This is a genomic window from Acinetobacter sp. (assembly GCF_045628685.1).
In the GTDB taxonomy this organism is placed as follows: domain Bacteria; phylum Pseudomonadota; class Gammaproteobacteria; order Pseudomonadales; family Moraxellaceae; genus Acinetobacter.
In genome coordinates this window covers 38,409-62,502 of record NZ_JAZQPV010000127.1, presented here as the reverse complement: position 1 = coordinate 62,502, position 24,094 = coordinate 38,409, and the positions used below count along the sequence as shown (strand labels likewise).

Sequence of the window (24,094 nt, the reverse complement as noted above, 5' to 3'; positions counted from 1 at the left end):
ACTCCCTGCTGGCTATTATTATAAGTTTGGAACTTTAATCACTTCACCAATACGCAATTGAGTATTCGGTTTGATCGCGTTCATTTCCGCCAATTTATCTGTATCCAGTCCATAACGGTTAGCTAAACCGATCAGAGTGTCACCGCGCTTGATTTTGTACTCAGTCACTGTTTTAGGCAGCACAATTCGTTGACCCACGCGTAAACCGGCACTGGTACTGAGTTTATTCATGCTTGCCAATTCAGCAACCGACATACCTACCCGATTGGCAATTGCATTTAAAGACTCACCGGGTTTCACCGTATAGCTCTCAGTGCTTTTAGAGGAGAATTTAGCCTCTAACGGGCTTGCAACGACAGGACGAATACTATTGGCTCTCTCTTCAACTTCAGCTGGTAAACCAATTTTTAGCTGCTGTCCGACACGTACCGTGCTGTTGTTACGGATTTGATTGAGATCGGCCAGATACTGAAGCTGTAAATAATGCTGACGTGCAATCGAACTTAAAGTTTCACCCGATTTCACCACGTGCACACTTGGCTTCACACCTTTGACTGCTTTTTCAGCTTTATCTAAGATTATTTCATTTACAGACTGAACCGCAGGTGCAGCTTCACCACTGAGTTTTAAATGCTGTCCAACACGCAAACCTGTATTACGGTTAATGCCGTTAATATTGGCAATATAATCTATACCTAAATTATATTTGGCCGAAATAGCCGACAAACTGTCGCCGGATTGCACGGTATAACTCTCTGGAACAGTTGAATTTGCCGGAATTTTAAGCGTTTGACCCACTTGCAAGCCATTGCTATTAGATAATTTATTGAGTTGGGCCAATTCAGTTAACGAAATTTTCGACTGTGCAGCAATACTGGATAAGGTATCCCCACGTTGTACCCGATAATTTTCAGTTTTATACGAAGATTCCAGCACTGCTGTTTCTGTTTTAGCAGAAGTGGTTTTTTCTTCCTGTTTCGTCTCTACTTTGCTTTCAACTTCATGTAATGGAACATTGATTTTTTGCCCCACCAGCAAGTTACTGCCCGAAGTTAAACCGGCGGTTAAATCTGCCAGCTCCTGATTAGACAAGGCATAGCGGTCAGCAATCAGTTTTAAATATTCGCCACGTTTGACCACATAGGATTTGGTTTTCACTTTAGCAGCTGATGTTGCATTATTGCTCTTGGTATCCGCAGTATTGGAATTGCTTAGGGCAGTTTCTTTTAACCATAATTTTTGCCCAACGCGCAAACCGCTGCTGACGGATAAATTATTGTAATCCGCAAGTTGTTTAACTGACAGACCAAACTGGCTAGCTACCCCGGTCAAATTGTCATTGGCTTGCACCACGTAGGTTTCAGGCTGTGCTTTTACCTTGCTTATTGCAGATGTTTCTGTACTTTGCGGTTTGGCATCGTATAGATAAATACTGGTTCCCACATACAGTGGCGAGTTAGGATCAATCTGGTTCCACTTTGCCACATCACGCCAGCTCAAACCATTTTTCATTGCAATAACGGTTAAGGTATCACCTGGAAGAACAGTATAAGTACTTCGTTTTCCTTTAGGGGCAACCACCACAACTTCTGAATCCGTCTTAACGTAATTTTTACCTTGGTTACGTTGTGCTTCGTCAGAATCCGCTTTGGTATTTTCCGCCACACCTTTTGGATAAGAGAAGCCTTTGGTCAACTCTTTACCTTGCTGTTCTGCAATCGACTGACTGGTTTGAATCGCGGTTAATTTAATTTTACCGTCAAATGGATCGGTAATTTCTGTGCCTTGCGGTGCAATGGCTTTAAGTTCTGCAACCACTTTGTCTTGTTCAGCTTTGCTGGCTACAGGTTGCAGCACTTGCTCGACTGTTTTATTTTCACCTTCAGCTTTTACTGCAGCCAAAATTTGCTCACGCTCCACTTTAGATAATGGTGGCTCAACCGTCACAGGTTTAACATTGGCAACAGGCGTTACTGCAACCGGAATACGTGGCGCACTCGGAATATCACTATTTGATGCAAACGACGCCAATGCGGCTGAACCTAAAGGCGTAGAGATACGCGTATTCGAAGCTGCGTTTGTGTTTACAGGGTTAGCAGGTTTAATTGCAGGTTGAGGTGTTTTCTTGGTTGTTGTGGTTAATACAGGAGGTACTGTTTTTACGGGACTCATCAATCGAGTATTTAATTCAGGCGGATTAGATTTTTCTGGCGTGAAAGGTTTGGCAGTATTTGTCCATAAACCACCCGAGTTTGGTGATAATTTTTTAAGTCGAGCATCAATCGATGGACTGAGGTCTGCAGGAATAATAATCCGCATTGGGCTTTCACTATCAATCAAATCTCCACGATGCCCTGGATTTAACTGATATAGCTCAGCACGGCTCAAGCCGGTAATCGAAGCAATTTCATTTAAGCTTACTGGACCAACAGACACTTCTCTAAAGTGCGGACGGTTGGCAATAGGAGGCAAAGACACGCCATATGCAGCCGGATTTTTAATAATTTGTGCAACCGCCAAAAAACGCGGCACATAGTTCATGGTCTCTTGTGGCAATTTGAGTGACCAGTAATCTGTCGGCAAGCCTGCCGCTTTATTGCGGTTAATCGCTTGCTGGATACGCCCTGGGCCTGCATTATAGGCTGCCAAAGCCAGTTCCCACGAACCAAACTGATTGTACAATCCACCTAAAAATTCATACGCTGCACGCGTTGATTCGACCACATCACGGCGGCCATCATATAAACTGGTTTGTTTCAAACCATAAATACGTCCGGTACTTGGAATGAATTGCCACATCCCTGCTGCTGCTGCACTACTGGTGGCTGCAGGGTCATAGGAGCTTTCAATAATGGGCAATAAAGCCAGTTCAGTCGGCAAACCACGGCGTTCTGCCTCTTTCACAGTATGGTAAAGATAACGTGAAGCGCGTGCACTCAAACGGTCCAAATAGGGTTGACGCGAAATAAACCAGCCGCGCTGTGCTTCAATACGAGAGTCCCAATGAGTTTGATTCATTTTAAAACCCACGGTCATACGCTTCCAGACATCACCGTGTTTTAAAATGAGCAGACGATCGCCTTCTACCGCACGCATATCTGTTGCAGAAAGTAAATCTTCCAAAGAGTCTAAGCTGTTGGAATCCAGATATGCAGAACCCACCAGTTTCGATTTTGATCCGTGTTTTGCACTTTGCCCCGAGGAACACCCCGTCAAACCTAGCGCAGCTAAAGCTGAGCCCAATACTGTAATTTTAAAAAAACTGGGTAATAAAGGCTGCCACAAAATTGCGGTTGGTTTATACATAAAGAAAATCCAGACAACTCGTATAAAATTTATTTTTTAGATATGCCATTGTAGTGAAGCACGTCGTCGACACAAGAGATTAATTTAGCGTGATTTCACTGTAAATGTTACAAGAAATTAAAAAATAAGCATCTTTACAGTTCAAAAGTACATTTGCGTTATACAATACACCATTCACATGCTTCTATTTGACTCTCACTCGTTCGGATTTGGTTTATATGACTCAAACAATCACACTCTATGTCGATGGCGCCTGTCGCGGCAATCCAGGTTTAGGCGGTTGGGGTGCATATGTCATTACTGAAACTGAAGAGCATAAACTGTATGGCGGTGTAGCTGAGACCACCAATAACCGAATGGAACTCACCGCTGCAATTGAAGGGATTAAATTCTGCCCTACCGATGCCAAACTGATTATCTGGACCGACTCCAACTATGTAAAACAAGGTATTACCGAGTGGATTCATGGCTGGAAAAAGAAAAACTGGAAAGATGTTAAAAATCCGGACCTGTGGAAACTACTGGATACAACCTGCCAGGGCCGCGACATTGAATGGAACTGGATTAAAGGTCATGCCGGACATCCCGGCAATGAAATGGCGGATCAACTCGCCAACTTGGGCGCAGACCAAACATTAAAAGCCATGAAAACTCCATTATTAAAAGTAGAACAACCATCAGCAGAAGCTACGGTTTTAGATAAAAAAAAAGTGGAAAAGGATTGGTTGCTAGATGATCCTTTTGGATTTGATTTCCTGGAATCGCAGGATGACAGCGAAGCTTTAGAGAGTTTAGAACAAGAAATGATTCAGTCTGAAGACATGAATGATGCAAATGAAGTACAAGATAAAGTTGTAGAAAGTGTTGCACCTGACCTGTCAAATATAGACCATCCACATATTGTAATTACACCACGAACCAAACAAGTTCATGGTCCGCGCCAACTGATTCTGGATACAGAGACCACCGGTTTCTACTTCCAGGACACTGACCGTATTATCGAGGTTGGTGCCATTGAAATGGTCAACCGCAAACTGACCGGTAGCTCCATTCACATTTATATCAATCCAAATAAACCAGTCGGTGATTCTGAAAATATTCATGGTATTTCAGATATTTTCTTAAAAGACAAACCGGTTTATGCAGAAATTGCCGATGTACTTTTCGAGTATTTAAAAGGTGCAGAAATTATTGCGCATAACGCCACCTTCGACATGAACTTCCTCAACATGGAGTTCAAACGTGCTGGCTTTGTGGCTTTGTCTGAAGTTTGCAAGGTCACCGATACTTTGGCCATGGCAAAGAGCAAACATCCGGGACAAAAAAATTCTCTCGATGCTTTGGTCCGACGTTACGAAATTCCGCAACGAGACCGTACTTACCACGGTGCATTACTCGATGCTGAAATTTTATCCGATGTCTATTTAGCCATGACCGGTGGTCAAGTTTCCTTCGACATGGATACCTTGACCGAGAGTGAACAACAAGAGGCGCAGACAGCACGTCTAAGCGTACAAATCGAGCTTCCTGTCATCTTGCCTTCAGAACAGGAACTTGAAGCACATGAGACATGGGTCAAAGAATTTGAAGAAAAACATGGAACAGCTTGTCTTTTTGCAAAATAAAATCTACATTTCTAGTGGTTTTTTGTATTTAAACATTTAACAGTTAAGTTATAGTTGAATGTAAAGAAGTTTCGCCCTTAACAGGCTGCTCATAAACAGATAAAACACTAGGATAGGTGCAGATACATGTCTTACCAAACCTCTATTCATTTTGACCCAACTGCATTGCTGATAATAAAAAATGAGGTTGATAACTCAATTAAACTAGTCGAATCAGCGGTTAGCAGCTTAGCAGAAGATCAAACTTTACCTTTTGGTATTGATGATGCACTGAATCAATTTGAGCAATGTGCCCAGGTACTGGCGCTGATTAACATATCTACCTTGGCTCAAATTGCTCAATATTCTGCCGAACTAATGCGAAAAATCATGGGTAATCCTGCACAAATTAATACCCAAGAGGTAATCGCCTTAAGTGAAGGCACCACCATGATGAAGCGCTATATCGAATTCATTTGCTTGCGTGAAGTTAAAATTCCGCAATTCTTGCTCGATACGCTGAATCGTCTTGAGATTGTATTGGGCAAGCCCATTACCCATGAAGGCCAGCATATCGAGTCATTAATTGATAACATTACTCCTGACTTTCAGCTTCCTAATGCACCGAGCTTAGAGAAATCCAAATATGTGCATCGCCTGTATAAATTGTCTTTAAACAAGCTGATTAAGCAGGAAGAAACTGAATTTGATCTGCAAGCCATAAAATTGGTCGGTGCATATTTAGCCGGTCTTGCCGAAAATACACCCAGCAAGCAATATTGGAATCTGGTGCATGTTGCATTTAACCAGATTGATCACTTGTTCTTGAATGACCCGCGTTTACGCACTTTAGTCAGCATTGAACGCAATATGGCGCAGTACTTCAATACCCCGGATCGCTTCAAGCCAAGCCTTGCCGACTTAGCCAATATTTTAAGTTTGTGTATTAGCCAGGAAGATGAGACTTCAGAGCATATCCGCAGCCAGCTTAATCTGGGTGAAGACCATCTGACCGATACGCAGTTACAAGTATTTAGCCGTCATCTGTATGGTCCTGACTTCGATACCATGCATACGATTAGTGAACTTGTCACCACAGAAATGGCACAAATCCGTAATGACATCGAATACCACTATCAGAATATGACGCCAGAAAAAATACAAGAGTTACAAGACAAATTAATCAGTCTTGCTAATATTTTCAAAGTGTTAAATCTGAATGAAGCCTTTAATGACTTGTCGCGCCAAGCAAGTTTACTTAGCAGTGCTGAAGTGCTTAAAGATGAAGGTTTTGCACAACAATTGATGAATTGCATTTTATCTGCGATGAATTCAATTGGTGTATTGGAACGTCATCACACCTCTAGCCGTTTACAGCTTCGTGTGCATAATATGCATATTTCTTTAGACCGTTTAGATGAAGCGCATGCTGCTTTGCTGAATGAGTCGAAAGCTGTAATTGATCTTGTTAGCCAAACCCTGATGCAATATTTAAAAGACAACAATTTGACTACGCTAGAAAGTACACCGACCCAATTACGTGAAATTGGTGGCGCACTCTTGTTCTTAAATGCTGAAACGGGTCAAACTGCATTAAAAGCCGCAGCAGACTTTATTCAGCAACAAATTGAAAGTTCGGCAGTGATTAATGCTGAACAAATCAATCATACCCTCGACACTTTAGCCTGTGCCGATATGATGATTGATAATTTAAAATATAAACAGCCTGTATTGCAGTCGATGTTTAATGTAGCATTGCAAAGTAGCGAAAAACTGAAAACTGTTGCCTAATGTCTGAATTATCACTTGCTTATATCTTTCATCAACATCAACTGTTAGTGGATAAAAATTTTCAACTTCCTCAAGTAGAAGGTTTAGCAAGTGATCTGCACTTCAACACGGGTGATCAAGTGATTGCCCGTGATCTTCTCGAACATGAACCTATTCCTCAAGGCTTACAACTGGTTCCTATCCGTCAGTTATTGACACTTTGGGATACCAGACAATTTGAACATGCCAGTCGCGCAATTCAACTTTTAGAATGGCGTAAAAACCATAAATTCTGCAGTCACTGTGGCCATCAGACAGAAGTACATCCCACTGAATATGCCATGATTTGCCCGGCTTGCCGTTATCATCAATATCCGCGGGTACAACCTTGTGTAATCACGGTTATCACGCGCGGTAATGACGAAATTTTACTGGCTAAAAATGCTAAAAACAAAACCAACATGTATGGTCTGATTGCTGGTTTTGTCGAAGTTGGAGAAACCCTGGAAGAAGCGGTACGCCGTGAAACTTTTGAGGAAGTTGGATTAAAATTAAAAAATGTGCAATATCTTGCCAGCCAGCCCTGGCCTTTTCCAAGTAATTTAATGCTCGCTTTTCGCGCTGAATATGCCTCTGGTGAGATCAAACTTCAAGAAGAAGAAATTAGCGATGCGCAGTTTTTTAAATTTGATCAACTGCCCGAAATTCCGTTTAAAGGCAGCATTGCTTACGCCATGATTAAACATATTATCGAAGGTCATCCTGTTGCCGATGACACACTGGAATGGCTATAAACCAGGGTTTTAGGGCATCCTCCAAAACCGCCAAAATTTGTTTCTTGGTCTGGAAATAACCACTAAACAAACTCGAAACCGATCCCATTATCGAAACATGACCTGTACCCGGGATGGTAATCATCTGGCTATGATTGCCTTTTTCCTGCAACATGCGATGCAAATCTCTTGAATTGCTATGACTTACAATTTGATCATTGGCTGCCAAAAACAGGTAGTGTTTTACCGTATTCGATTCAATAAAATAATAGGGCATTACCTGTTGATAAGGGATGCTCTGATCAAAGGCATCGGCACATAAAGGATCATCTTTATAATCAAAATGATAAGGTCCAGACAACCCAATAATCGCTTGAATTTGAGCACGGCACTGTAAGGTATACGGTTTTGGATGATACAGTGCCGACATGACATTAAATGCACCGGCTGAATGCCCCATCAACACGATTTTTTCAGTCCGGATATTCAGTTTGGATTGATGCTGATTCAGATAGTTCAAGGCCAGGCTCAGGTCATCAATATAGCTAGGAAATACATGTTCAGGTGCCAGATGATAATTGATTATCGCTACGTCATAACCCTCTTTCGCAAAAGCTTCACCGACAAAGCGATAATCTTTTTTATCGCCATGTAACCATGCCCCACCATGTACAAATACAATTAAAGGACGTTGTTCACGTGGTGTTTCAGCATTAAAAATATCAAGGCGTTGCCGTGCTTTTAAGCCATAAGCAAGGTTTTCAACAACCGAATAACCTTTTTTAGGGGTTAAACGATTGAGTGCATAGCTAGCAAAATCGTAAAGGCGAAAATCCTTGTAAAACATTTTCACCAATGCGAGATTTTGTTCCAGTTTATTTTTGACTACTTGCGTAACATTATTGAGCATTCGTAGGCTCAGCTTGATCAGGGTCAATGGCTACAGGCGTTTGTTCAATCGGTTGTGCATACACCACAGGACTGCTAAAACTTGAAGCCACTGCACGCGACTGTTCAACATTATCAATCAGGGTAATAATTTTAGTCACATTACCCACTTGTTGAAGCACCTGATTAAGGTCGTTAATTTCTGCATTATTTAAACGTCCCATCACATATAAAATACCGTCTTCAGTATGTATACGGACTTTACTGTCTGCGACCACCACGGCTTTCATAATCAGTCCGCGTGTGTTGGCTGTCACAGTGGTGTCTTGCATAATAGTGGCATAACCGATCTGATTGCCGACGGTAATGTAATTATGTACCGTTTTGACATCACTCATGGCACGAACATTATCTTCGGCCAATTGCTTAAGATGGGCATCTGGGACTTGACCAGTCAATAAAACATTTCCATGAAAACTTTCAATATTGACCCGGGCTTGTTTAAAACGTGAATCCAATTTATATAAATTAATTTTAGCGGTGCGTTCTATAGAAGAGTCAATAAATACCTGTCCAAGTGAACGAGCACCACTTTCTGTTCCGACTGGGGCGGATCCTGTGCCACCAGAGATGAAACTTGCACAACCAGATAAACTTGCTACACACACTAACGTCATTGCAATACGGTTCAACACTCAGCAAGACTCCTAATCGTTAATTTCAATTCTATTGTATTTCAGCATTTATGCTGTGATTTTGTTCAAAGATTAATGAACTCTTGCTCAAAAGTAAAAGCATTTTCAATCCATTGTTGATCATAAGTGAATTTGGAAAAATCTTGCTGTATTGTTTTTGCAAATTGTTGAAAAAAATCAAAACAAATCACATCAAAACGGCAATAAAAATGTTGGAATTGTGGGTGATTATTTAAAAAGCATAATGCTGATTTCATAATTTTCTTTTGTTTAGAGAGTAAAATTGTTTCACATGATTGTGCATATTGAGTTGCAGAGCGTGCTTTCACCTCCACAAAGATCAATTCTTGATTCTTTTGCACAATCAGGTCAATTTCCCCATATCGACAATGATAATTCATGGCAATCAGTACAAAACCCTGAACTTGTAAAAGTTCTAAAGCCTGCTGTTCAGCCCATTGTCCTAAATTTAAATTTGCTTTCATATTCATTGCCTTTACAAGCTTTTAATGCCTTTTTGGGTACTCTCAAAACAATGTGGAATACCCTGGATATGATTATTACTGATTTGAATCAGCCCGATACGCCCCTGAAATTCAACACTTTTCAAATTCGGTACATCTAAATATTGTTGAGCAATATGCCAGGCATCACCATCAAAGGCCAGTAGCCGTTGATACGGCATGGAAACAGGATTCTGTTAGGCTCTGATTACATCCGGCCATACCAGATCATATAAAGCCGGCGCATCACAAAACTCCCCCCTTTCGGGATCAGTTGCTGCTGTTCAATGGCATTCGCCCCTATATAAGCATTTTTAGCTGTTGGCTTGGCCAGACTATTGATCCATTGATTATTTCCAAGCAGCAATAAACTGCTTTTTTTATTCAACTTTTTAGGCACTTCCTCAACAAAAGTTAAGGGATAATCCATTTGTAAAACCAAAGACATGAGAAAAAATTCACTTTCGACTTCTGCTCCCGGCTGATGAAAAACGTAAAGTTGTTTAATTTTATCTTTCTGCAGGATTTTGTTCAGCGCATAAGCCTCATCTTTCTTGGACAGACTAAATTGCCAGACATTATCTGCTAGGCTGGTCACTTCATTTAAAGCCAAAACACAAATTTTGGGCTTTCTCTTGATTAAGTTTTCTACTTCATTGTGTGCTAAAGATCCAATCACCATTTGGTTTTTTTTATTGACATTTATTTTTAACCGCTGGGCAATTTGTTTTTTATTCGAGTTTACAAATTTAATCGGGGTTTTCTGGCCTGATGCTTGATAAGCACTCATAAAACCTTGTTTGATGCTTAATCCGGCTCGCGCCATAGGACCCGATTCAGGTAAAATGACTAATACTTCAGCTTGTGCGTGGTTAAAAATGCAATACCGCATGAAGCCCATTAAATTATTTTTATTATTCAACATTGGAGAAACCTTATGAGTGCTCAGTTATTTGTTGTAGCAACCCCAATTGGGCACTTAGATGACATCACTTATCGTGCGATTGATGTTTTAAAATCAGTCAGTATTATTGCGGCAGAAGATACGCGTACTTCTGCTCAATTATTAAAGCACCATAATATATCAACTCCACTGACTGCGTGTCATGAGCATAATGAAAGTAACAAAATTGATATATTGATCCAGAGGTTACTGAACGGCGAAAATATGGCCTTGATTAGTGATGCCGGTACGCCGCTGATTAGTGACCCGGGTTTTAAACTGGTTCGTGCCGCACAAGAGCATAATATTCGCGTAGTGCCTGTACCAGGTGCCTGTGCTGCGATTGCTGCACTCAGTTCTGTAGGCTTGCCGAGTGATCGTTTCAGCTTTGAAGGTTTTCTGCCTTCTCGCCAGTCTCAGCGCCGAAGTCAGTTGGAAAAATTAAAAGATGAAACTCAAACTTTAATTTTTTATGAAGCCCCGCATCGCATTTTAGATTCCGTTAAAGATATAGCGGATATTTTTGGTGCAGACCGTCCGGTTGGTTTTGCCCGGGAAATTACCAAAACATTTGAAACCATCAAAAAAATGACTTTGGCCGATTTGATTCAGTTGATTGAATCTGATCATAACCAGCAAAAAGGTGAAATTGTTTTAGTCATTGGTGGTGCAACGGTAGAAAAGGATTTAGATCAAGAAAAACTGGATCAGTTATTGACTCGTTTATTGCAAGATTTATCAGTAAAAGCAGCCTCACAATTAGTAGCTGATTTAACAGGCATCAAAAAGAAAGTGGCCTATCAACGTGCTTTGGAACTCACCAATCAAGATTAAAAAATAAGCCAGTAGAAAGCAAAAAAGCATCACTTCTGTGATGCTTTTTATATCCCTTACAAAAACTGAGTAAAGGGTTGATTAATCTTTTATAGACTCATCCGCTGGAACTTCAACAATACGACCACCACGTGCCAGGAATGCAGCAACTTCATCTTCCAAGGCCTGACGCTGTTTGAGTTTAGCAGTTATGGTTAAAGTTTCTGCTTCAGCCACATCTCCATCAGTTGGTGCAGCTTCACTGACAGATGCCCCTTTTTCAGCAGCTTTCGCTTCATCTTCATCTACTGCTGATTCTTCTACTTCATCGTAGTCATTCATATCTGTCATCTCTATTTCTCCCCACCAAATGACTTCTATCATTCCAATGTGAATTGGTTTTGAATTAGGAAGAAATTTAGCAATCTCTGATCGTTTCGCATAGAGTTAAATGCGAAAAAATCGTATCTTTTTTAATCAAAAAAGTAAACTTATATGAATATTTGTACAAAAAGCAGCTGTTCAGTTTCAAACTGCATAACACGTGTCTTTTAAGACCTGTAATCCGTTGGCTTGAGACATAAAGGCATCTTTCAAGGCAATGTGCTGTTCGACTTGTTTTAAGCCGAAATTTCGCGCCAAAACTACAGGGAAAAGTGGTGTGGTTTGTATCCAGCCAATCGCAGACATACTGTGCATCATTGCATCGTTTTGTCCTTTGCGACGATGTTCATAGCGCTGTAAAGTTTGCTCATGTGCCCATACGCCACGCTTTTTGTCATGCAGCAGAACATCACATAAAATGGCAGCATCTAAACAGCCAATATTCACCCCTTGCCCAGCGAGAGGATGAATCACATGTGCAGCATCACCAATCAAGGCTAGACCAGCTTTCACATATTGCTGTGCAGCACGTGCTTTAAGCGGAAATTGTGCCCGTGGTGTAGCTTCTAATACTTTACCCAACATGTGATGACTTTCACGCGTTAACAGTGCAGTAAAAGCAGTATCATCAAGTACTGCATATTGTTCTGCGTAATCCTCAGGCAATGTCCAGACAATTGATTGCCAATAGCCATCTTGTTCTGGCTTTAAACTGGCCATCGGTAAAAAGGCCAAAGGGCCGGTTTCCAGGAAAATCTGACGCGCCACATGTTGATGTGGCTGTGCAGTTCGAATTGCGCAAGTTAAACCTGCTTGCTTGTAATCCAAAATATCTAAATCAATGAAAGCTTGTTCACGGACAAATGAATTTGCGCCATCTGCCCCAATCACCAGTTTGGTTTTAAGCTGGGTACCATCCGCCAAGTGAATATGCCAAACACCGACCCCTTGCTCTACACCTGTGACCTTAACTTGAGTGCGATAATCTTGCAGCTGTTCCAGCATTTTTTTCTGAATGGCGAGATTCAGTACACTCGGTTCCACCATCGAACCTAAAGTATGTTCAGCGCTAGGCGCATTTTGGCTGGAATGACCAAAATTGATTTCACCATAACCATTTTTATTCCATACCTGCATGCCGCTATAGGGCATCTGACGAGCAAGCTTTTCCCAAACATTCACTGTTTTGAGCAAATGAATGGTGGCTTGGCTAAGGGCCAAAACCCGTGGATTTGCGACCGAAAGAACTTTTTCTTCATTTAAAACAGGTGCGGCATCGAGTACCGTTGCTTGAACCCCACCTTGAGCAAGCAGCAATGCGGTTAAACCACCGACCAAGCCACCACCGATAACAACAACATCCAGAACATCACTCATGCTTTTAACCCCATAGCGTAATTTGCCACCAATGGCTTCACGCCCGGAATCATATCAAAAGCAAGTAATCCAGTATTACGAACCAGTTTAAGCAACGGGTTTTGATTACTAAAGCCACGTACTACAGTGTCGCAGAACTTGATCACACGCTGTTGATCGTTTAATCGTGCCTGCTCGTAAGCAAGTAGCATGTCTGGCTCACCAATATCTGCAGATTTGGATAGTTGCTCTTTAAGTGAACGAACCAGAACATAGGCATCACGCATACACAGGTTAAACCCCTGCCCGGCAACAGGGTGAATCGTGTGTGCCGCATTACCCATCAGGACTACACGGCCAACGGCTTGTTTCTCTGCCAATACTTGTGACAAAGGAAAACTAAAACGGCGACCGGTTTTCTGGAATTTACCAGCACGATCACCATAAGTTTCTTGTAAGGCATTTAAAAAATATTGATCATTTTCTTCACCGAGCCATTTAGTTTCAGTCCCTTTTTTCACCGGCCAAACTACTGAACGACGATACTCTCCCGGTAAGGGTAAAAGCGCTAAAGGCCCAAGCGGACTAAAACGCTCAAAACCGACATGATGATGTGGTTTTGAGGTTTGTACCGTCGTGACAATAGCGACTTGATCATAATCATGCTCCTCTGCGCCAATGCCCAAGGCTTTACGGCAGAATGAATCACGACCATCGGCAGCAATCACCAGTTTTGATTGTAAAGATAAGCTTTCTTCACCGCGTACAGCTTCAATATGGGCATGATCAGCATCTTGAGTAAGTGCAGTAACTTGTACACCATCAATTAATTCAATTAATGACTGCGTTCGAACTGCTGTGAGTAATACACGCCCAAGCCAAGAATTTTCAATAACTTGTCCAAAACTTTCGACTTTTTCCTGTTCAGCTTTTAGTCGTGCCTTACCAAAACTGCCCTGTTCTGTAATATGTACCTCAAGAATTGGCGTAGCATGTTCTTGCAAGGTATTCCAAAGCCCAAGCTCCTGATAGATCTGTACGCTACGGCGTGACAATGCACTGTTTCGCGCATCAAAACTGGAGTGATACGGCGCAAGGCTGGCATCATCATAATTTGGGTATTTGATGGCTTCGAGCAGTTTGACTGCAATATTTGCTTTGGCTAACATCAAAGCGAGGCTCAACCCCACCATACCACCACCGACAATGATGACTTCTTGTTGCATGCTTTGATCCTTATCTATGGTATCTACTCAGTCTAGATACGTCTAATCTTGATTAATTTTATATTAGCTCAAAAAATTTTATTTTTATAATGAATTAGAGCTTTGCCCCTCAGTGATCTGGGTGTTGGGTAAATTTCAGAGAATTTTAAATATTTAGAATAACGTATAGATAAGCTTAAAATTTCAACCATAAAAGAATAAGGAAGCCATGGGAGCTAAAAACTCTATATCTATACAAAACATCCAAAATAGGAACAGCTCTATTTTTTATGCATCATCACAACAAAACGGAGCTTAAGCTCCGTTTTTGTCGAGTAGGACAATGATACCTCATTCAAATAAGCCGACTATATGAATGACCGAACAATCCACTCATAAGGTTATGTGACTCTCTATTTGATTATTAGCCATTAACGCACAATATTTGGAGAATCGGTATGATGTACATTTTTGCCTAATTTTGTGCCTGTATAAATCAGGTACAGGGCAGATAAACCAACCAAGATATAAATAATTCGAGATAGCATGCTCATCTCACCAAAGATTGCGGCGACCAAATTGAAGTCAAATGCACCAATTAAGCCCCAGTTAATACCACCAATAATGGTTAAAGCATAAGCAATCCAGTCTAAGGTATTTAATCTCATAATTTTTCTCCCACTGTTTTTAAGTTTCTTTGAGGGAAAGTATGAGAAAGAAAATAGATTTAATATGTTGCTTTGATGCTAAAAAGTGATTTTCTATGTTGAATTCATGTCAATTTTTAAGCTCTAAATTTTAATGGGGTTGGTTTTATTTAAGTTATTCGAGATAAACGTAAACCAAATCGTCTTTTGAATTTAATGAATATCAACTCGAGTACATTAAATATTGAAATTTTTTCGTTAATCTCCTGCAAAAGAATGAACTATCTATCAAACAACCTGATTGATTTAGAAATGCTTATAACGATGAATAGGTGCATGCAACATATATACTGAAACGATAAGATTGATTTTTATTCAAATATTTAAAGACTTTACTCCCAGGAGGTCAGTTCTTAAATAAAAAAGCCGATCATCTGACCGGCTTTTAACATGAACTTTCGCTTAGGCTACTTTTGCTTTTGCCATTAGCATTTCAATGTCCTCTACCGTTTTCACTACATTTTTGGTCAGTACCAATGGACCATTTGCAGTTGCGACAACATCATCTTCAATACGGATACCAATGCCACGCCACTTCGCATCGACAGTTTCATCATCTGGTGCAATGTAAAGCCCCGGCTCAACGGTGACGATCATGCCTTCTTCATAGACACGCCATTCACCATCAATTTTATATGAACCGACATCATGCACGTCCATACCCAGCCAGTGACCAGTACCATGCATGTAGAACTGACGGAAAGACTCGGTCCGGATAATGTCGTCAATGTTGCCCTGCATTAAACCAAGTTCAAGCAGACCTTCAACCATAATGCGAACAGCAATATTATGTGGTTCTTTGTAAGAATTGCCGATACGTACAGCATCAATCGCTGCAAGTTGTGCTTTTAATATAACTTCATATAAAGCTTTCTGTTCAGGGCTAAATTTACCATTGACAGGAAAAGTGCGGGTAATGTCCGATGCATACAGTTGATATTCACAAGCTGCATCAATCAGGACTAAATCTCCATCTTTTAGCGCTTTGTCATTTTCCACATAATGCAAAATGCAGCCATTTGCTCCGCCACCGACAATACTGTTATATGAAGGCACGCAACCATTTTTACCAAAGATGTAATTGATTTCTGCTTCAAGTGCATATTCCATCATGCCCGGATGCACAGTTTGCATGGCACGGGTATGTGCTTCAGCACTGATGTCCGACGCAAGTTGCATCAATTTAATTTCTTGTTCAGATTTGTGCAAACGCATTTCATCTAAAATACGATCCAGCTGAATCACATGTGCAGGTGCAGAGGTACCTCGACGTGATTCGCCATTTGCCTCAGCAATCCACTTCGCTACACGCGCATCAAAATCTGCCTGCTGGCCAATACGATAGAACAGTTTTTGTTTATCGAGCAATTTCTCGATAATTTCTTCATCAAGTAAATCGATTGCATAGGCTTCATCAGCCTCATAATCATCTACCGCACCATCTACACCGGCACGGTAACCGTTCCATATCTCCATTTCACGGTTACGTTCGCGGCAGAACAAGCTATAGGTATAACCTTCATCAATCGACTCAAAGGTCTCAATGATAGCCACTGCTTCAGGTTCTGCAAATCCCGTCAGGTAGAAAAAGCTGCTGTCCGCACGGAATTTATAATCTGCATCACGGTTACGCATGGCAACCGGACTGGTGGCAATAATCGCAATACTGTGCGGACCCATTTCTTCTGCCAGGCGGTCGCGACGTTCCTGAAAATCTGCTTGAGTCAGTTTCATCATTGAATTTACTTTTGTCTTTTATGAGTGGAGTTTATAACTTTTTAAATTGCCTGTTGTTGAAGTAGAATCACCCGAATTAGCTCGGACGATGTGGCGTAAACATTTCTACAACACTGCTTGCATCTGTTGAAGCTGCACTTTTCAATTGAGGTTGAAGCTTTTTCAGCAATGGGGTTTCTGCAATTTCTACTTTCTTGCGTCCCAATGACAGACTCACAGGAATCAAGCGCACAAATTCATAAAGCTCCTCATAGCTTGCTTCACCTTCTTCGTCATCGTCAGATTCTTCAAACTCGACTGCAGCAACATCTTGAAGATGTTCAATCCATTCAACTTCATCTTGACGGATATGACCTGAAGCCAAACCAAAACCAAGTACAACTCCTGCACACCAATCTGCCAACGCTTGGACACGATCCGCAAGAACGTGTTCATCATCGGGTAGCAATGGTAAATAGTCGAGCTCATCGTCCGATAAAGCATGCGAAATATCTTCAGCCTCATCTGCAAGCAAATTCAACACTTGTTCATCCAGTGCTGGGATTTCAAGGGTTGCTAAAATTTGTTGCCATTCATCACTGGTGGGTGCCTGGGTAACACAAACAATACCTGTAAGTAAGCCATGTAACTCACTAGGGCTTGAAATTTCTTCAATTTTTGAAAAATTGTGGTGCCATTCCGACCAACCTGAAATATCGTCTTGCATTCGTTTATCCAATCTCTATACTTCGTATATATTACCTTTGTTTGCAATACTGTGCGACTACGATATGTTAGAAGAATTACAGCGTCTACAGGCGCATCTTGGCGTTTTGAAAACGCGACTTGCGCATTATGAAAGTGAAAATAGTGCACTCAACGCGGCAAAAGAAAATTCTGCCGAGCATCATCATGCCCAAATTGTGCAAAAGAACGGCATTATCACAAAGAAACAAGAAGAAATAGACGATCTTAGCGAGCAATTAAGCGATGCGCGGTCCCAATTCAAGCAATTGAATACTGATGCAACTGCGTTAGCAGACCGTTATAGCCGTTTGGAAAAAAGTTGTACCGATCTTAAAAATCGTTTTCAGGAAATTCTGGCTGAACGTAATGAATTACGTATCATCAAAGAAAAAATGCAAAATGAACAACGTCTTGCTCAGCAGGAAATTCAAGGTTTGCAGCAGGAACGAGAAAGATTGTTACAAAAAAATGAACATGCCAAGGCCAAGGTTGAAGCGATTATTCAACGCCTGTCAATTTTAGGCACTGCTCAAGATCAGCATGCGCAAGAGATTCAACAACTTGCTCACCCAACAGAAGCCAATGAGGACATTTAAGCATGAGTGAACAAATTGCTGTTGAGTTGCGTGTATTAGGACATAATTTTCGTTTAGCCACCACGGAAAGCGAAAAAGGGGATCTAGAACGTGCGGCTGAATTATTAAATGAAAAATATGATGATTTCCGCCGTAAAGCCCCACGTCTAGAACCCACTAAACTAATTATTATGGTGGCATTGGAGCTGATGCAAGAAGTATTGGCGATGAATAAATCGTTGCAAGAGTATGCTCACTGCGAACGCTTACTCGCGACTATTTTAGAAGATGTGGATGATTTGGCTTAATTTTTCTTAAAATTGGACAAAGTATCAGCAGTTGAAATCTAAGTTTACAGTTCCTGCACATGGATGATTTGCCAATACGTGATTATTGGTTATACTTATTCCATCTCTGAGATGTTCGCCAGCGAGTCAGATTCCCCTGAGCCGATATCTACATCCCCGGATGCGTTCTGTATATTTAGAGTGTATGCCTACCTTCGTGTAGGAAACCCAGCAAGTATGCGCCGCGTCCACCTTGAACTTTAGGGTTCAAGGGTAATGACATGCAGCGGCATCTTCGGAGTGTTTTATTTAATTTAAAAATAATAATTTATTAGAACTTGAACAATTTATAAAAAACTTATTACTTATTTTTTCAAAATATATTCTCACCTTTATACAACCTATATAAATAGTTCTATCTTTCTGTACCGTAAAGATTCAACTTACTTATGGTTTTTATTAACCTGCAAATTAAAGACCAGAATCTATTTTTTAAAGTTCAAAATAATATATTCAAAAATATAGACTCCAATCTGAATTAGAGCCTATTGTATCTATAAAAATTTATTTTTGCTCTTTGAGCGGATTTTCCGGTTCTTCATTTGGTTTTTTCGGAGGAACAGAATGCTGGCTGGGATCTTTTTTACCTTTATCCCGATTAGATTCTTTTTGTGGATTTGATTCATTCTTTTGCTGATTAGTCATATGCACTCCATTTATCAATAATTATGAAAAATTACTTTGGCAGTCATCCAATGCAGCTCGGTGTTCAGGGTACACTTAAACTCTGACTCTTTCCCTGATGACTATCCGGTACTCAATTACTGTATTAGCCAAAATCTTATAATATAAAAAAACCGCCATTGTGATAATAGCGGTTTGGTAAAATTTCAATCAGAATATTTAGTAACAATAACTTTACATCATAACCCGTTATTTACTCATGGTTCGTTAAAGCTCTAGGTAATATATCTTTATCCTCTACTAAACTGATATACGACCAAATTAATTTTTTATTTCCTGATCATCAACTTTAGTGTGAAGATACTGATCTTCTTTTATTTCCGTAGATTCAAATGTGAGTTTTTCATGTACTGAAAACAATATAACTGAGTTACAAGAATCAGAGCGTTCATCTTAGAAAGGCATTTTTCAAACAATAATATTTAATCTTACCGCAACCCAATTTAGAAATAATCTTTTATTGTTGAAGTCCGGAGCTGCTATTGCGTCCATTGATATCCATGATTTATTAAAATTAAATATAAATTTTAATGGCTGAGTAGATTCAAAATCGCCAATGCTATGATCATTAAGTTCGAAGAAAAAATCTTTCAATTTATCAAACTGGTTATTCATCTTATAATTAGGCGTTACTTTTAAAAAATTATAAATTTGTTCTATCGCTATCAATGAGTTGGTATTGGGCATTTTAACCTTTGAATATTTTTTCAGCCCGCAGTATGGCACACATCTGATCAAAAGCCTGAACTTTCAATATAATATATGAAAGTACCCAAGATTTTCATCTTGGGTATACTCTTAACAATTCAATTTTAATTATTCAGACTTTTGCAAACGTAGGGCATTAATCACCACAGATAAAGAACTGAGGGACATGGCCAATGCTGCAAACATCGGGGTCAATAATAATCCGGTCAAAGGGTAGAAAATACCTGCCGCAACAGGAACGCCCAAACCGTTATATACAAAAGAGAACGCAAGGTTCTGCTTCATGTTTTTCACCCCCAGTTTCGCCATATGAATGGCATCGGCCACACCGCGAATATCGCCTTTGACCAAAGTCACTTGTGCCGTTTGTTTGGCAATATCGGTTCCATTCCCCATCGCAATTCCGACATTGGCCTGCGCAAGTGCAGGTGCATCATTAATGCCATCCCCGGCCATTGCCACAACTTTCCCTTGAGCTTGATATTTTTTCACAATGTCTAACTTTTCAGTCGGGGTACAGTTGCCATAAACATGCTGAATACCCAATTCTGCCGCGACTAGTTTGGCATTCTGTTCATGGTCACCTGTTGCCATTACCACATCAATACCATCGGCAATCAGTTGGTCAATTACTTGGTGTGCATTATGTTTAATCGCATCATGAATCGAGATATAGGCCAAAACTTCGTGCTCATTGGCCAAGAAACTAATCACATTACCTTTAGATCGTTGCTGATCAAGTTGTGCCTGAATAGTTGTATTCAGTTTTAATCCCAGTTGATCAAGCAGTTTTTGACTGCCCACATAGAGGATTTGATTTTCAATCTGCCCTTTAACCCCAAAGCCTGTGACATCTTCAAAATCATTAACTTTAATCAGTTGATGATGAGGAACCAATTTGGTCAAAGTCTGTGCAATCGGATGAGTAGAGTACTGTTCGATTGAGGCAATCCATTGTTCCACTTGCGCCTGTTGTACTGTATCTGCAAACAATTTAATTTCTTTCAGACTCGGTCTACCTTCGGTCAAGGTTCCGGTTTTATCAATAATTAGAGTGGTGATTTTGCTTAAGGCTTCAATCGCTTCAGCATCTTTAAACAATACGCCATTTTGTGCTGCACGACCTGTGGTTGCCATAACCGACATGGGCGTTGCCAAACCTAAAGCACATGGACAGGCAATAATAAGTACAGTCACTGCGCACATCAACGCCAAGTCAAACTGTGCTTGGCCAAAGACCATCCAGGCAATAAAGGTCAAAATACTGATGGCTAAAACGACAATAACAAAATACTTGGCAAATACATCGGCGAGACGTTGCAACGGCGCTCTGGAACGTTGCGCCTCCGCCACAATTTGAATCATTTTAGCCAAGGTCGTATTGACACCGACTGCCGTAGTTTGAATGCGAATACTGCCCTGCTGATTGACCGTACCACCAATCACACGGTCACCCACTTCTTTTTTGACCGGTACAGGCTCACCGGTCATCATCGCTTCATCCACATAGGTTTTGCCTTCCACTACAATACCATCCAGTGGAATGTGATCACCTGAAGAAATTTGTAGAATATCCCCCTGCTTGACACTAGCGATATCAACTTCAACCACTTGGTCATGCTGCACCAACTTTGCAGTATGCGGTTGCAATTTTAGCAATGATTTTAACGAATCCGCAGTTTTGGCACGTGCTTTTAATTCCATGATTTGCCCAAGCAAACTCAAGGACACAATCATGCACGCCGCTTCAAAATAGACAGCTACCCCATGACCCGTTTTGGCTTGCATAGGAATCAGGGATGGAAAAACGGTCGCAATCACACTGTAAATAAAGGCTGCCAGTACCCCGACACCAATTAAACTCCACATGTTCAGGTTGCGTGTTTTATAAGATGTCCAGCAACGCTCAATGAAAGGTTTCCCCGCCCAAAGGATGACAGGAATGGACAATACCAGTTCAATCCACTGCTGAATATGCTGCGGAATAAAGGCATGAATATGCGAACCCATCGCCAATACAAAAACGATTAAAGTAAGCGGCAAAGTCATCCAGAAACGATGACTAAAATCGACCAGTTCAGGATTCGGTGCATCATTTAAACTCGGTTGCATCGGTTCTAAAGCCATCCCGCAGATGGGACAGGTTCCCGGTCCTTTTTGTACAATTTCAGGGTCCATGGGACAGGTATAATCCATGTCCGCCATTCCTTCAGATACAGGTCGCTGATCGGCTGGAATCAAATAAAATTCAGGATCAGCCTTAAACTTGTCTAGGCAGGAAGGATTACAGAAATAATAAGTTTTACCCTGATACTGTGTTTTTAAATCGGTAGAAGTATCTACCGACATGCCACACACGGGGTCGCTCTCTGAACCAGATGATGAAGGATGTGCTCCGCCACAACAGTTGGATTTTTTGTCTTCCTCTACTTCCGCTTTTACTTGTGAACCACAACAACCAGAGGTTTTCTGATTGCTTTGCAGATATTGCTCAGGCTGCTGATTAAATTTATTCAGACAGCTTTCCGAACAGAAGTAATAGTCCTGTTCTTCATATTGGTGATGATATTTCGAATCCGTTTTAACCTGCATGCCACAGACTGGGTCTGTGACTGTTTGCGGATTTGATCCAGAGATTTGATCTGCTTCTTTACAACAACTCTTCTTTTCGTCTACTTTTGAGTTCGACGCCCAACCGCAGCCCGAAGTTTTAGAGGATTCTTTTACTAAATACTGTTCAGGATTGGCCCGAAATTTATTCAAACAGCCCTGACAACAAAAATAATAAAGTTGTCCTGAATATTCAGTATGCGGTTTGAACAAATCTGTCACGGTCATCTCACAAACCGGATCAATATATTGCTGTGCTTCAGCTTTTTGACTACCACCCCATGAAGATGGTGCTGCTACTTTGGCTTTACTGGAACAGCCACAGCCTGATCCAGGCTTGGTTTCTTGAAGGTAAGCTTCAGGATTTTTAATAAACTTTTGTTTGCAGCCCTCACAACAAAATAAATATTTTTTCCCACAATATTTAAAAGAATGTTCTGAACTTTCCGAAACATTCATTCCACAGACCGGATCAACTTTCACTAATTCAAAGGCTGAATCCTGTTTTGCACAGCAGGAAGATTTTTGTTGCTCATTCATCCGACTCACCTGTTTTATTATTTCATTGTGTTAGCATAAAGTCTGTACCCAGGTACAGAGTCAAGTCATATTGAGGATGTTTTATGCTCACCATAGGAAAACTGGCCAAACAGTGTCATGTCAATGTGGAAACCATTCGCTATTATCAACGCATCGGTTTAATGCGTGTGCCTGAAACTACCCAGAGTTACCGTTATTACAATGACAAAGACATTGAAACATTAAGCTTTATTCAAAAAGGTAAAGATGCAGGTTTGCAGCTTAGTGAAATACAGGAATTACTGCAGCTTCAACTCGATGATCGCGAACAAGTTCGGCATGTCATTGAACAACGATTAGAGAAAATTGATCAAAGAATTCAGGAATTGCAGGCGTTAAAATCCCGTTTAAACAGTTGGATCAACGAATGTAAAACAACAAATCAAAGCGGTTGTCCAATTTTGAAAGAACTCAAAAACAGTTAAACTGCATCCACGATGAATATTTTTATATTTTTTGGGGACAAATAAGCAATGTCAGTGGATTTAAAAATTTTACGCGAACAACTTAGACATCAACGTAGAGCTGTTTCCCCTTTTGCACAAAAGCAAGCGCAACAACAGGTATTGAACCAGCTAATACGCCTTAAAGCATTTCAACACTCAAAAAAAATTGGCGTTTACTTGCATGCTTTTGGGGAAATTGAGACCAAACACATCATTGAATATTGTTTTAAACAGCATAAACAAGTTTATCTGCCGACGATTTGCACTATGAACCAGCAATTGCAGTGGGTTAAAATTACCCCCCAGCAATATCGAAATAATCGATTCTCATATCACCCTTTGGGTATGAAAGAACCCATGGCTGGTCGCGGCTTACATGTGTCTAAACTCGACCTGTTAATCATGCCCTTACTCGCTTGTGACATCTATGGCACACGCATCGGTATGGGTGGCGGTTTCTATGATAAAACCTTGGCCAGTGCGGGCAAGAAACCTTTTCGTTTAGGGATTGCGCATGACTTTCAGTTGATGGAGCAACGTTTACATCGTGAAACCTGGGATCAACCGCTAGATGCTTTAATCACACCTTCAAAATATTTACATTTCAAACGTTAAACTGGTATTTTTAACCTCTAGGAATACTTTAAAATCAAATATTTACTCATTTTTTATACATTTTCATTGACCCGGCCCTTGTAATTTTTGAAATACACTTCACTATAAAAATATGGCAAC

23 protein-coding genes and 1 other RNA gene are annotated in these 24,094 nt (G+C 40.7%); 9 read left to right on the top strand and 15 right to left on the bottom strand.

All coding sequences use genetic code 11. The annotated features are described in order from the left end of the window. Positions 1-18: 18 nt before the first annotated feature. Positions 19-3,306, bottom strand: a complete 3,288-nt coding sequence (locus ACKI4H_RS16495; RefSeq protein ID WP_407307643.1) for a LysM peptidoglycan-binding domain-containing protein — start codon at positions 3,304-3,306, stop codon at positions 19-21. 218 nt (positions 3,307-3,524) lie between these two features. Here ACKI4H_RS16495 and dnaQ point away from each other — a divergent pair, with 218 nt between their 5' ends. The 3 genes from dnaQ (at position 3,525) to nudC (ending at position 7,474) form a co-directional block, all read left to right on the top strand. Next, positions 3,525-4,931 carry a DNA polymerase III subunit epsilon gene (gene dnaQ / locus ACKI4H_RS16490; protein WP_407307641.1) on the top strand — a complete coding sequence of 469 codons (1,407 nt, stop codon included), beginning with the start codon at positions 3,525-3,527 and terminating at the stop codon, positions 4,929-4,931. Positions 4,932-5,057: 126 nt separating this feature from the next. Beyond that, positions 5,058-6,701: a chemotaxis protein gene (locus tag ACKI4H_RS16485; RefSeq protein ID WP_407307638.1), complete on the top strand. Its 1,644-nt coding sequence runs from the start codon at positions 5,058-5,060 to the stop codon at positions 6,699-6,701. Further along, a complete protein-coding gene (gene nudC / locus ACKI4H_RS16480; protein ID WP_407307636.1) occupies positions 6,701-7,474 on the top strand; it encodes an NAD(+) diphosphatase in 774 nt (257 codons plus the stop codon). Before ACKI4H_RS16485 ends, nudC begins: the two co-directional genes overlap by 1 nt. On the opposite strand, the gene ACKI4H_RS16475 is transcribed toward nudC, so the two are convergent. From ACKI4H_RS16475 to ACKI4H_RS16455, 5 genes are all read right to left on the bottom strand, one after another. Then, the gene (locus ACKI4H_RS16475) at positions 7,428-8,363 is read right to left on the bottom strand and encodes an alpha/beta hydrolase (RefSeq protein ID WP_407307634.1); all 936 of its coding nucleotides are present in this window, start codon (positions 8,361-8,363) and stop codon (positions 7,428-7,430) included. The two genes, nudC and ACKI4H_RS16475, sit on opposite strands and share 47 nt — an antisense overlap. Next, positions 8,353-9,036 carry a BON domain-containing protein gene (locus tag ACKI4H_RS16470; RefSeq protein ID WP_407307632.1) on the bottom strand — a complete coding sequence of 228 codons (684 nt, stop codon included), beginning with the start codon at positions 9,034-9,036 and terminating at the stop codon, positions 8,353-8,355. Before ACKI4H_RS16470 ends, ACKI4H_RS16475 begins: the two co-directional genes overlap by 11 nt. 65 nt (positions 9,037-9,101) lie before the next feature. Then, entirely contained in the window at positions 9,102-9,521 is a 420-nt protein-coding gene (locus ACKI4H_RS16465) for a YraN family protein (RefSeq protein ID WP_407307629.1), read from the bottom strand. Between the two features lie 11 nt (positions 9,522-9,532). Then, a complete protein-coding gene (locus tag ACKI4H_RS16460) occupies positions 9,533-9,721 on the bottom strand; it encodes a hypothetical protein (protein WP_407307627.1) in 189 nt (62 codons plus the stop codon). A 26-nt stretch (positions 9,722-9,747) separates the two neighbouring features. Further along, entirely contained in the window at positions 9,748-10,464 is a 717-nt protein-coding gene (locus ACKI4H_RS16455; protein WP_407307624.1) for a penicillin-binding protein activator, read from the bottom strand. A 12-nt stretch (positions 10,465-10,476) separates the two neighbouring features. Here ACKI4H_RS16455 and rsmI point away from each other — a divergent pair, with 12 nt between their 5' ends. Next, positions 10,477-11,316: a 16S rRNA (cytidine(1402)-2'-O)-methyltransferase gene (gene rsmI, locus ACKI4H_RS16450; protein WP_407307622.1), complete on the top strand. Its 840-nt coding sequence runs from the start codon at positions 10,477-10,479 to the stop codon at positions 11,314-11,316. 81 nt (positions 11,317-11,397) lie between these two features. Here the strand turns inward: rsmI and ACKI4H_RS16445 are convergent, their stop codons facing one another. The 6 genes from ACKI4H_RS16445 to ACKI4H_RS16420 all read right to left on the bottom strand — a co-directional run bounded on the left by ACKI4H_RS16445 (position 11,398) and on the right by ACKI4H_RS16420 (position 17,390). After that, on the bottom strand, positions 11,398-11,646 hold the full coding sequence (locus ACKI4H_RS16445; protein ID WP_407307619.1) for a hypothetical protein: 249 nt from the start codon (positions 11,644-11,646) through the stop codon (positions 11,398-11,400). Between the two features lie 177 nt (positions 11,647-11,823). Further along, positions 11,824-13,056: an FAD-dependent monooxygenase gene (locus ACKI4H_RS16440; RefSeq protein WP_407307617.1), complete on the bottom strand. Its 1,233-nt coding sequence runs from the start codon at positions 13,054-13,056 to the stop codon at positions 11,824-11,826. Next, positions 13,053-14,261 carry a 2-octaprenyl-6-methoxyphenyl hydroxylase gene (ubiH, locus tag ACKI4H_RS16435; protein WP_407307615.1) on the bottom strand — a complete coding sequence of 403 codons (1,209 nt, stop codon included), beginning with the start codon at positions 14,259-14,261 and terminating at the stop codon, positions 13,053-13,055. The genes ACKI4H_RS16440 and ubiH overlap by 4 nt, the downstream gene beginning before the upstream one ends. Positions 14,262-14,671: 410 nt before the next feature. Beyond that, positions 14,672-14,908: a DUF378 domain-containing protein gene (locus ACKI4H_RS16430; RefSeq protein ID WP_407307613.1), complete on the bottom strand. Its 237-nt coding sequence runs from the start codon at positions 14,906-14,908 to the stop codon at positions 14,672-14,674. 441 nt (positions 14,909-15,349) lie between these two features. After that, positions 15,350-16,681, bottom strand: coding sequence for a Xaa-Pro aminopeptidase (gene pepP, locus ACKI4H_RS16425; RefSeq protein WP_407307700.1), 1,332 nt, complete (start codon positions 16,679-16,681; stop codon positions 15,350-15,352). Positions 16,682-16,760: 79 nt separating this feature from the next. Then, the gene (locus tag ACKI4H_RS16420) at positions 16,761-17,390 is read right to left on the bottom strand and encodes a UPF0149 family protein (protein ID WP_407307611.1); all 630 of its coding nucleotides are present in this window, start codon (positions 17,388-17,390) and stop codon (positions 16,761-16,763) included. A gap of 64 nt (positions 17,391-17,454) precedes the next feature. Here ACKI4H_RS16420 and ACKI4H_RS16415 point away from each other — a divergent pair, with 64 nt between their 5' ends. The 3 genes from ACKI4H_RS16415 to ssrS all read left to right on the top strand — a co-directional run bounded on the left by ACKI4H_RS16415 (position 17,455) and on the right by ssrS (position 18,577). Then, positions 17,455-18,006, top strand: a complete 552-nt coding sequence (locus tag ACKI4H_RS16415) for a hypothetical protein (RefSeq protein ID WP_407307609.1) — start codon at positions 17,455-17,457, stop codon at positions 18,004-18,006. A gap of 2 nt (positions 18,007-18,008) precedes the next feature. Continuing rightward, complete coding sequence (locus ACKI4H_RS16410) at positions 18,009-18,293, top strand: cell division protein ZapA (protein ID WP_407307607.1); 285 nt, start codon at positions 18,009-18,011, stop codon at positions 18,291-18,293. A 100-nt stretch (positions 18,294-18,393) separates the two neighbouring features. Next, positions 18,394-18,577, top strand: a non-coding RNA gene (gene ssrS / locus ACKI4H_RS16405) — 6S RNA. Between the two features lie 259 nt (positions 18,578-18,836). On the opposite strand, the gene ACKI4H_RS16400 is transcribed toward ssrS, so the two are convergent. From ACKI4H_RS16400 to ACKI4H_RS16390, 3 genes are all read right to left on the bottom strand, one after another. After that, the gene (locus ACKI4H_RS16400; protein ID WP_165493507.1) at positions 18,837-18,977 is read right to left on the bottom strand and encodes a hypothetical protein; all 141 of its coding nucleotides are present in this window, start codon (positions 18,975-18,977) and stop codon (positions 18,837-18,839) included. Between the two features lie 447 nt (positions 18,978-19,424). Further along, positions 19,425-19,703 (bottom strand): hypothetical protein, encoded by a 279-nt coding sequence (locus tag ACKI4H_RS16395; protein ID WP_407307605.1) that lies wholly within the window; start codon positions 19,701-19,703, stop codon positions 19,425-19,427. A gap of 129 nt (positions 19,704-19,832) precedes the next feature. Beyond that, positions 19,833-22,874 (bottom strand): heavy metal translocating P-type ATPase, encoded by a 3,042-nt coding sequence (locus tag ACKI4H_RS16390; protein WP_407307603.1) that lies wholly within the window; start codon positions 22,872-22,874, stop codon positions 19,833-19,835. 83 nt (positions 22,875-22,957) lie between these two features. On the opposite strand from ACKI4H_RS16390, the gene ACKI4H_RS16385 reads away from it, so the two are divergent. Next, on the top strand, positions 22,958-23,338 hold the full coding sequence (locus tag ACKI4H_RS16385) for a MerR family transcriptional regulator (protein ID WP_407307601.1): 381 nt from the start codon (positions 22,958-22,960) through the stop codon (positions 23,336-23,338). A 48-nt stretch (positions 23,339-23,386) separates the two neighbouring features. After that, positions 23,387-23,974, top strand: coding sequence for a 5-formyltetrahydrofolate cyclo-ligase (locus ACKI4H_RS16380; protein WP_407307599.1), 588 nt, complete (start codon positions 23,387-23,389; stop codon positions 23,972-23,974). Positions 23,975-24,094: the final 120 nt, after the last annotated feature.

Bases quoted from the DNA above. Each gene is read 5' to 3' on its own strand.
- ACKI4H_RS16440 (WP_407307617.1), bottom strand. From the start codon at position 13,056: ATGAGTGATGTTCTGGATGTTGTTGTTATCGGTGGTGGCTTGGTCGGT.
- rsmI (WP_407307622.1), top strand. From the start codon at position 10,477: ATGAGTGCTCAGTTATTTGTTGTAGCAACCCCAATTGGGCACTTAGAT.
- ubiH (WP_407307615.1), bottom strand. From the start codon at position 14,261: ATGCAACAAGAAGTCATCATTGTCGGTGGTGGTATGGTGGGGTTGAGC.
- nudC (WP_407307636.1), top strand. From the start codon at position 6,701: ATGTCTGAATTATCACTTGCTTATATCTTTCATCAACATCAACTGTTA.
- ACKI4H_RS16395 (WP_407307605.1), bottom strand. From the start codon at position 19,703: ATGCCCAATACCAACTCATTGATAGCGATAGAACAAATTTATAATTTT.
- ACKI4H_RS16420 (WP_407307611.1), bottom strand. From the start codon at position 17,390: ATGCAAGACGATATTTCAGGTTGGTCGGAATGGCACCACAATTTTTCA.
- ACKI4H_RS16485 (WP_407307638.1), top strand. From the start codon at position 5,058: ATGTCTTACCAAACCTCTATTCATTTTGACCCAACTGCATTGCTGATA.
- ACKI4H_RS16400 (WP_165493507.1), bottom strand. From the start codon at position 18,977: ATGACTAATCAGCAAAAGAATGAATCAAATCCACAAAAAGAATCTAAT.
- ACKI4H_RS16445 (WP_407307619.1), bottom strand. From the start codon at position 11,646: ATGACAGATATGAATGACTACGATGAAGTAGAAGAATCAGCAGTAGAT.
- ACKI4H_RS16475 (WP_407307634.1), bottom strand. From the start codon at position 8,363: ATGCTCAATAATGTTACGCAAGTAGTCAAAAATAAACTGGAACAAAAT.
- ACKI4H_RS16465 (WP_407307629.1), bottom strand. From the start codon at position 9,521: ATGAAAGCAAATTTAAATTTAGGACAATGGGCTGAACAGCAGGCTTTA.
- ACKI4H_RS16415 (WP_407307609.1), top strand. From the start codon at position 17,455: ATGTTAGAAGAATTACAGCGTCTACAGGCGCATCTTGGCGTTTTGAAA.
- ACKI4H_RS16390 (WP_407307603.1), bottom strand. From the start codon at position 22,874: ATGAATGAGCAACAAAAATCTTCCTGCTGTGCAAAACAGGATTCAGCC.
- ACKI4H_RS16410 (WP_407307607.1), top strand. From the start codon at position 18,009: ATGAGTGAACAAATTGCTGTTGAGTTGCGTGTATTAGGACATAATTTT.
- ACKI4H_RS16495 (WP_407307643.1), bottom strand. From the start codon at position 3,306: ATGTATAAACCAACCGCAATTTTGTGGCAGCCTTTATTACCCAGTTTT.
- ACKI4H_RS16385 (WP_407307601.1), top strand. From the start codon at position 22,958: ATGCTCACCATAGGAAAACTGGCCAAACAGTGTCATGTCAATGTGGAA.
- ACKI4H_RS16460 (WP_407307627.1), bottom strand. From the start codon at position 9,721: ATGCCGTATCAACGGCTACTGGCCTTTGATGGTGATGCCTGGCATATT.
- dnaQ (WP_407307641.1), top strand. From the start codon at position 3,525: ATGACTCAAACAATCACACTCTATGTCGATGGCGCCTGTCGCGGCAAT.
- ACKI4H_RS16455 (WP_407307624.1), bottom strand. From the start codon at position 10,464: ATGTTGAATAATAAAAATAATTTAATGGGCTTCATGCGGTATTGCATT.
- pepP (WP_407307700.1), bottom strand. From the start codon at position 16,681: ATGAAACTGACTCAAGCAGATTTTCAGGAACGTCGCGACCGCCTGGCA.
- ACKI4H_RS16430 (WP_407307613.1), bottom strand. From the start codon at position 14,908: ATGAGATTAAATACCTTAGACTGGATTGCTTATGCTTTAACCATTATT.
- ACKI4H_RS16380 (WP_407307599.1), top strand. From the start codon at position 23,387: ATGTCAGTGGATTTAAAAATTTTACGCGAACAACTTAGACATCAACGT.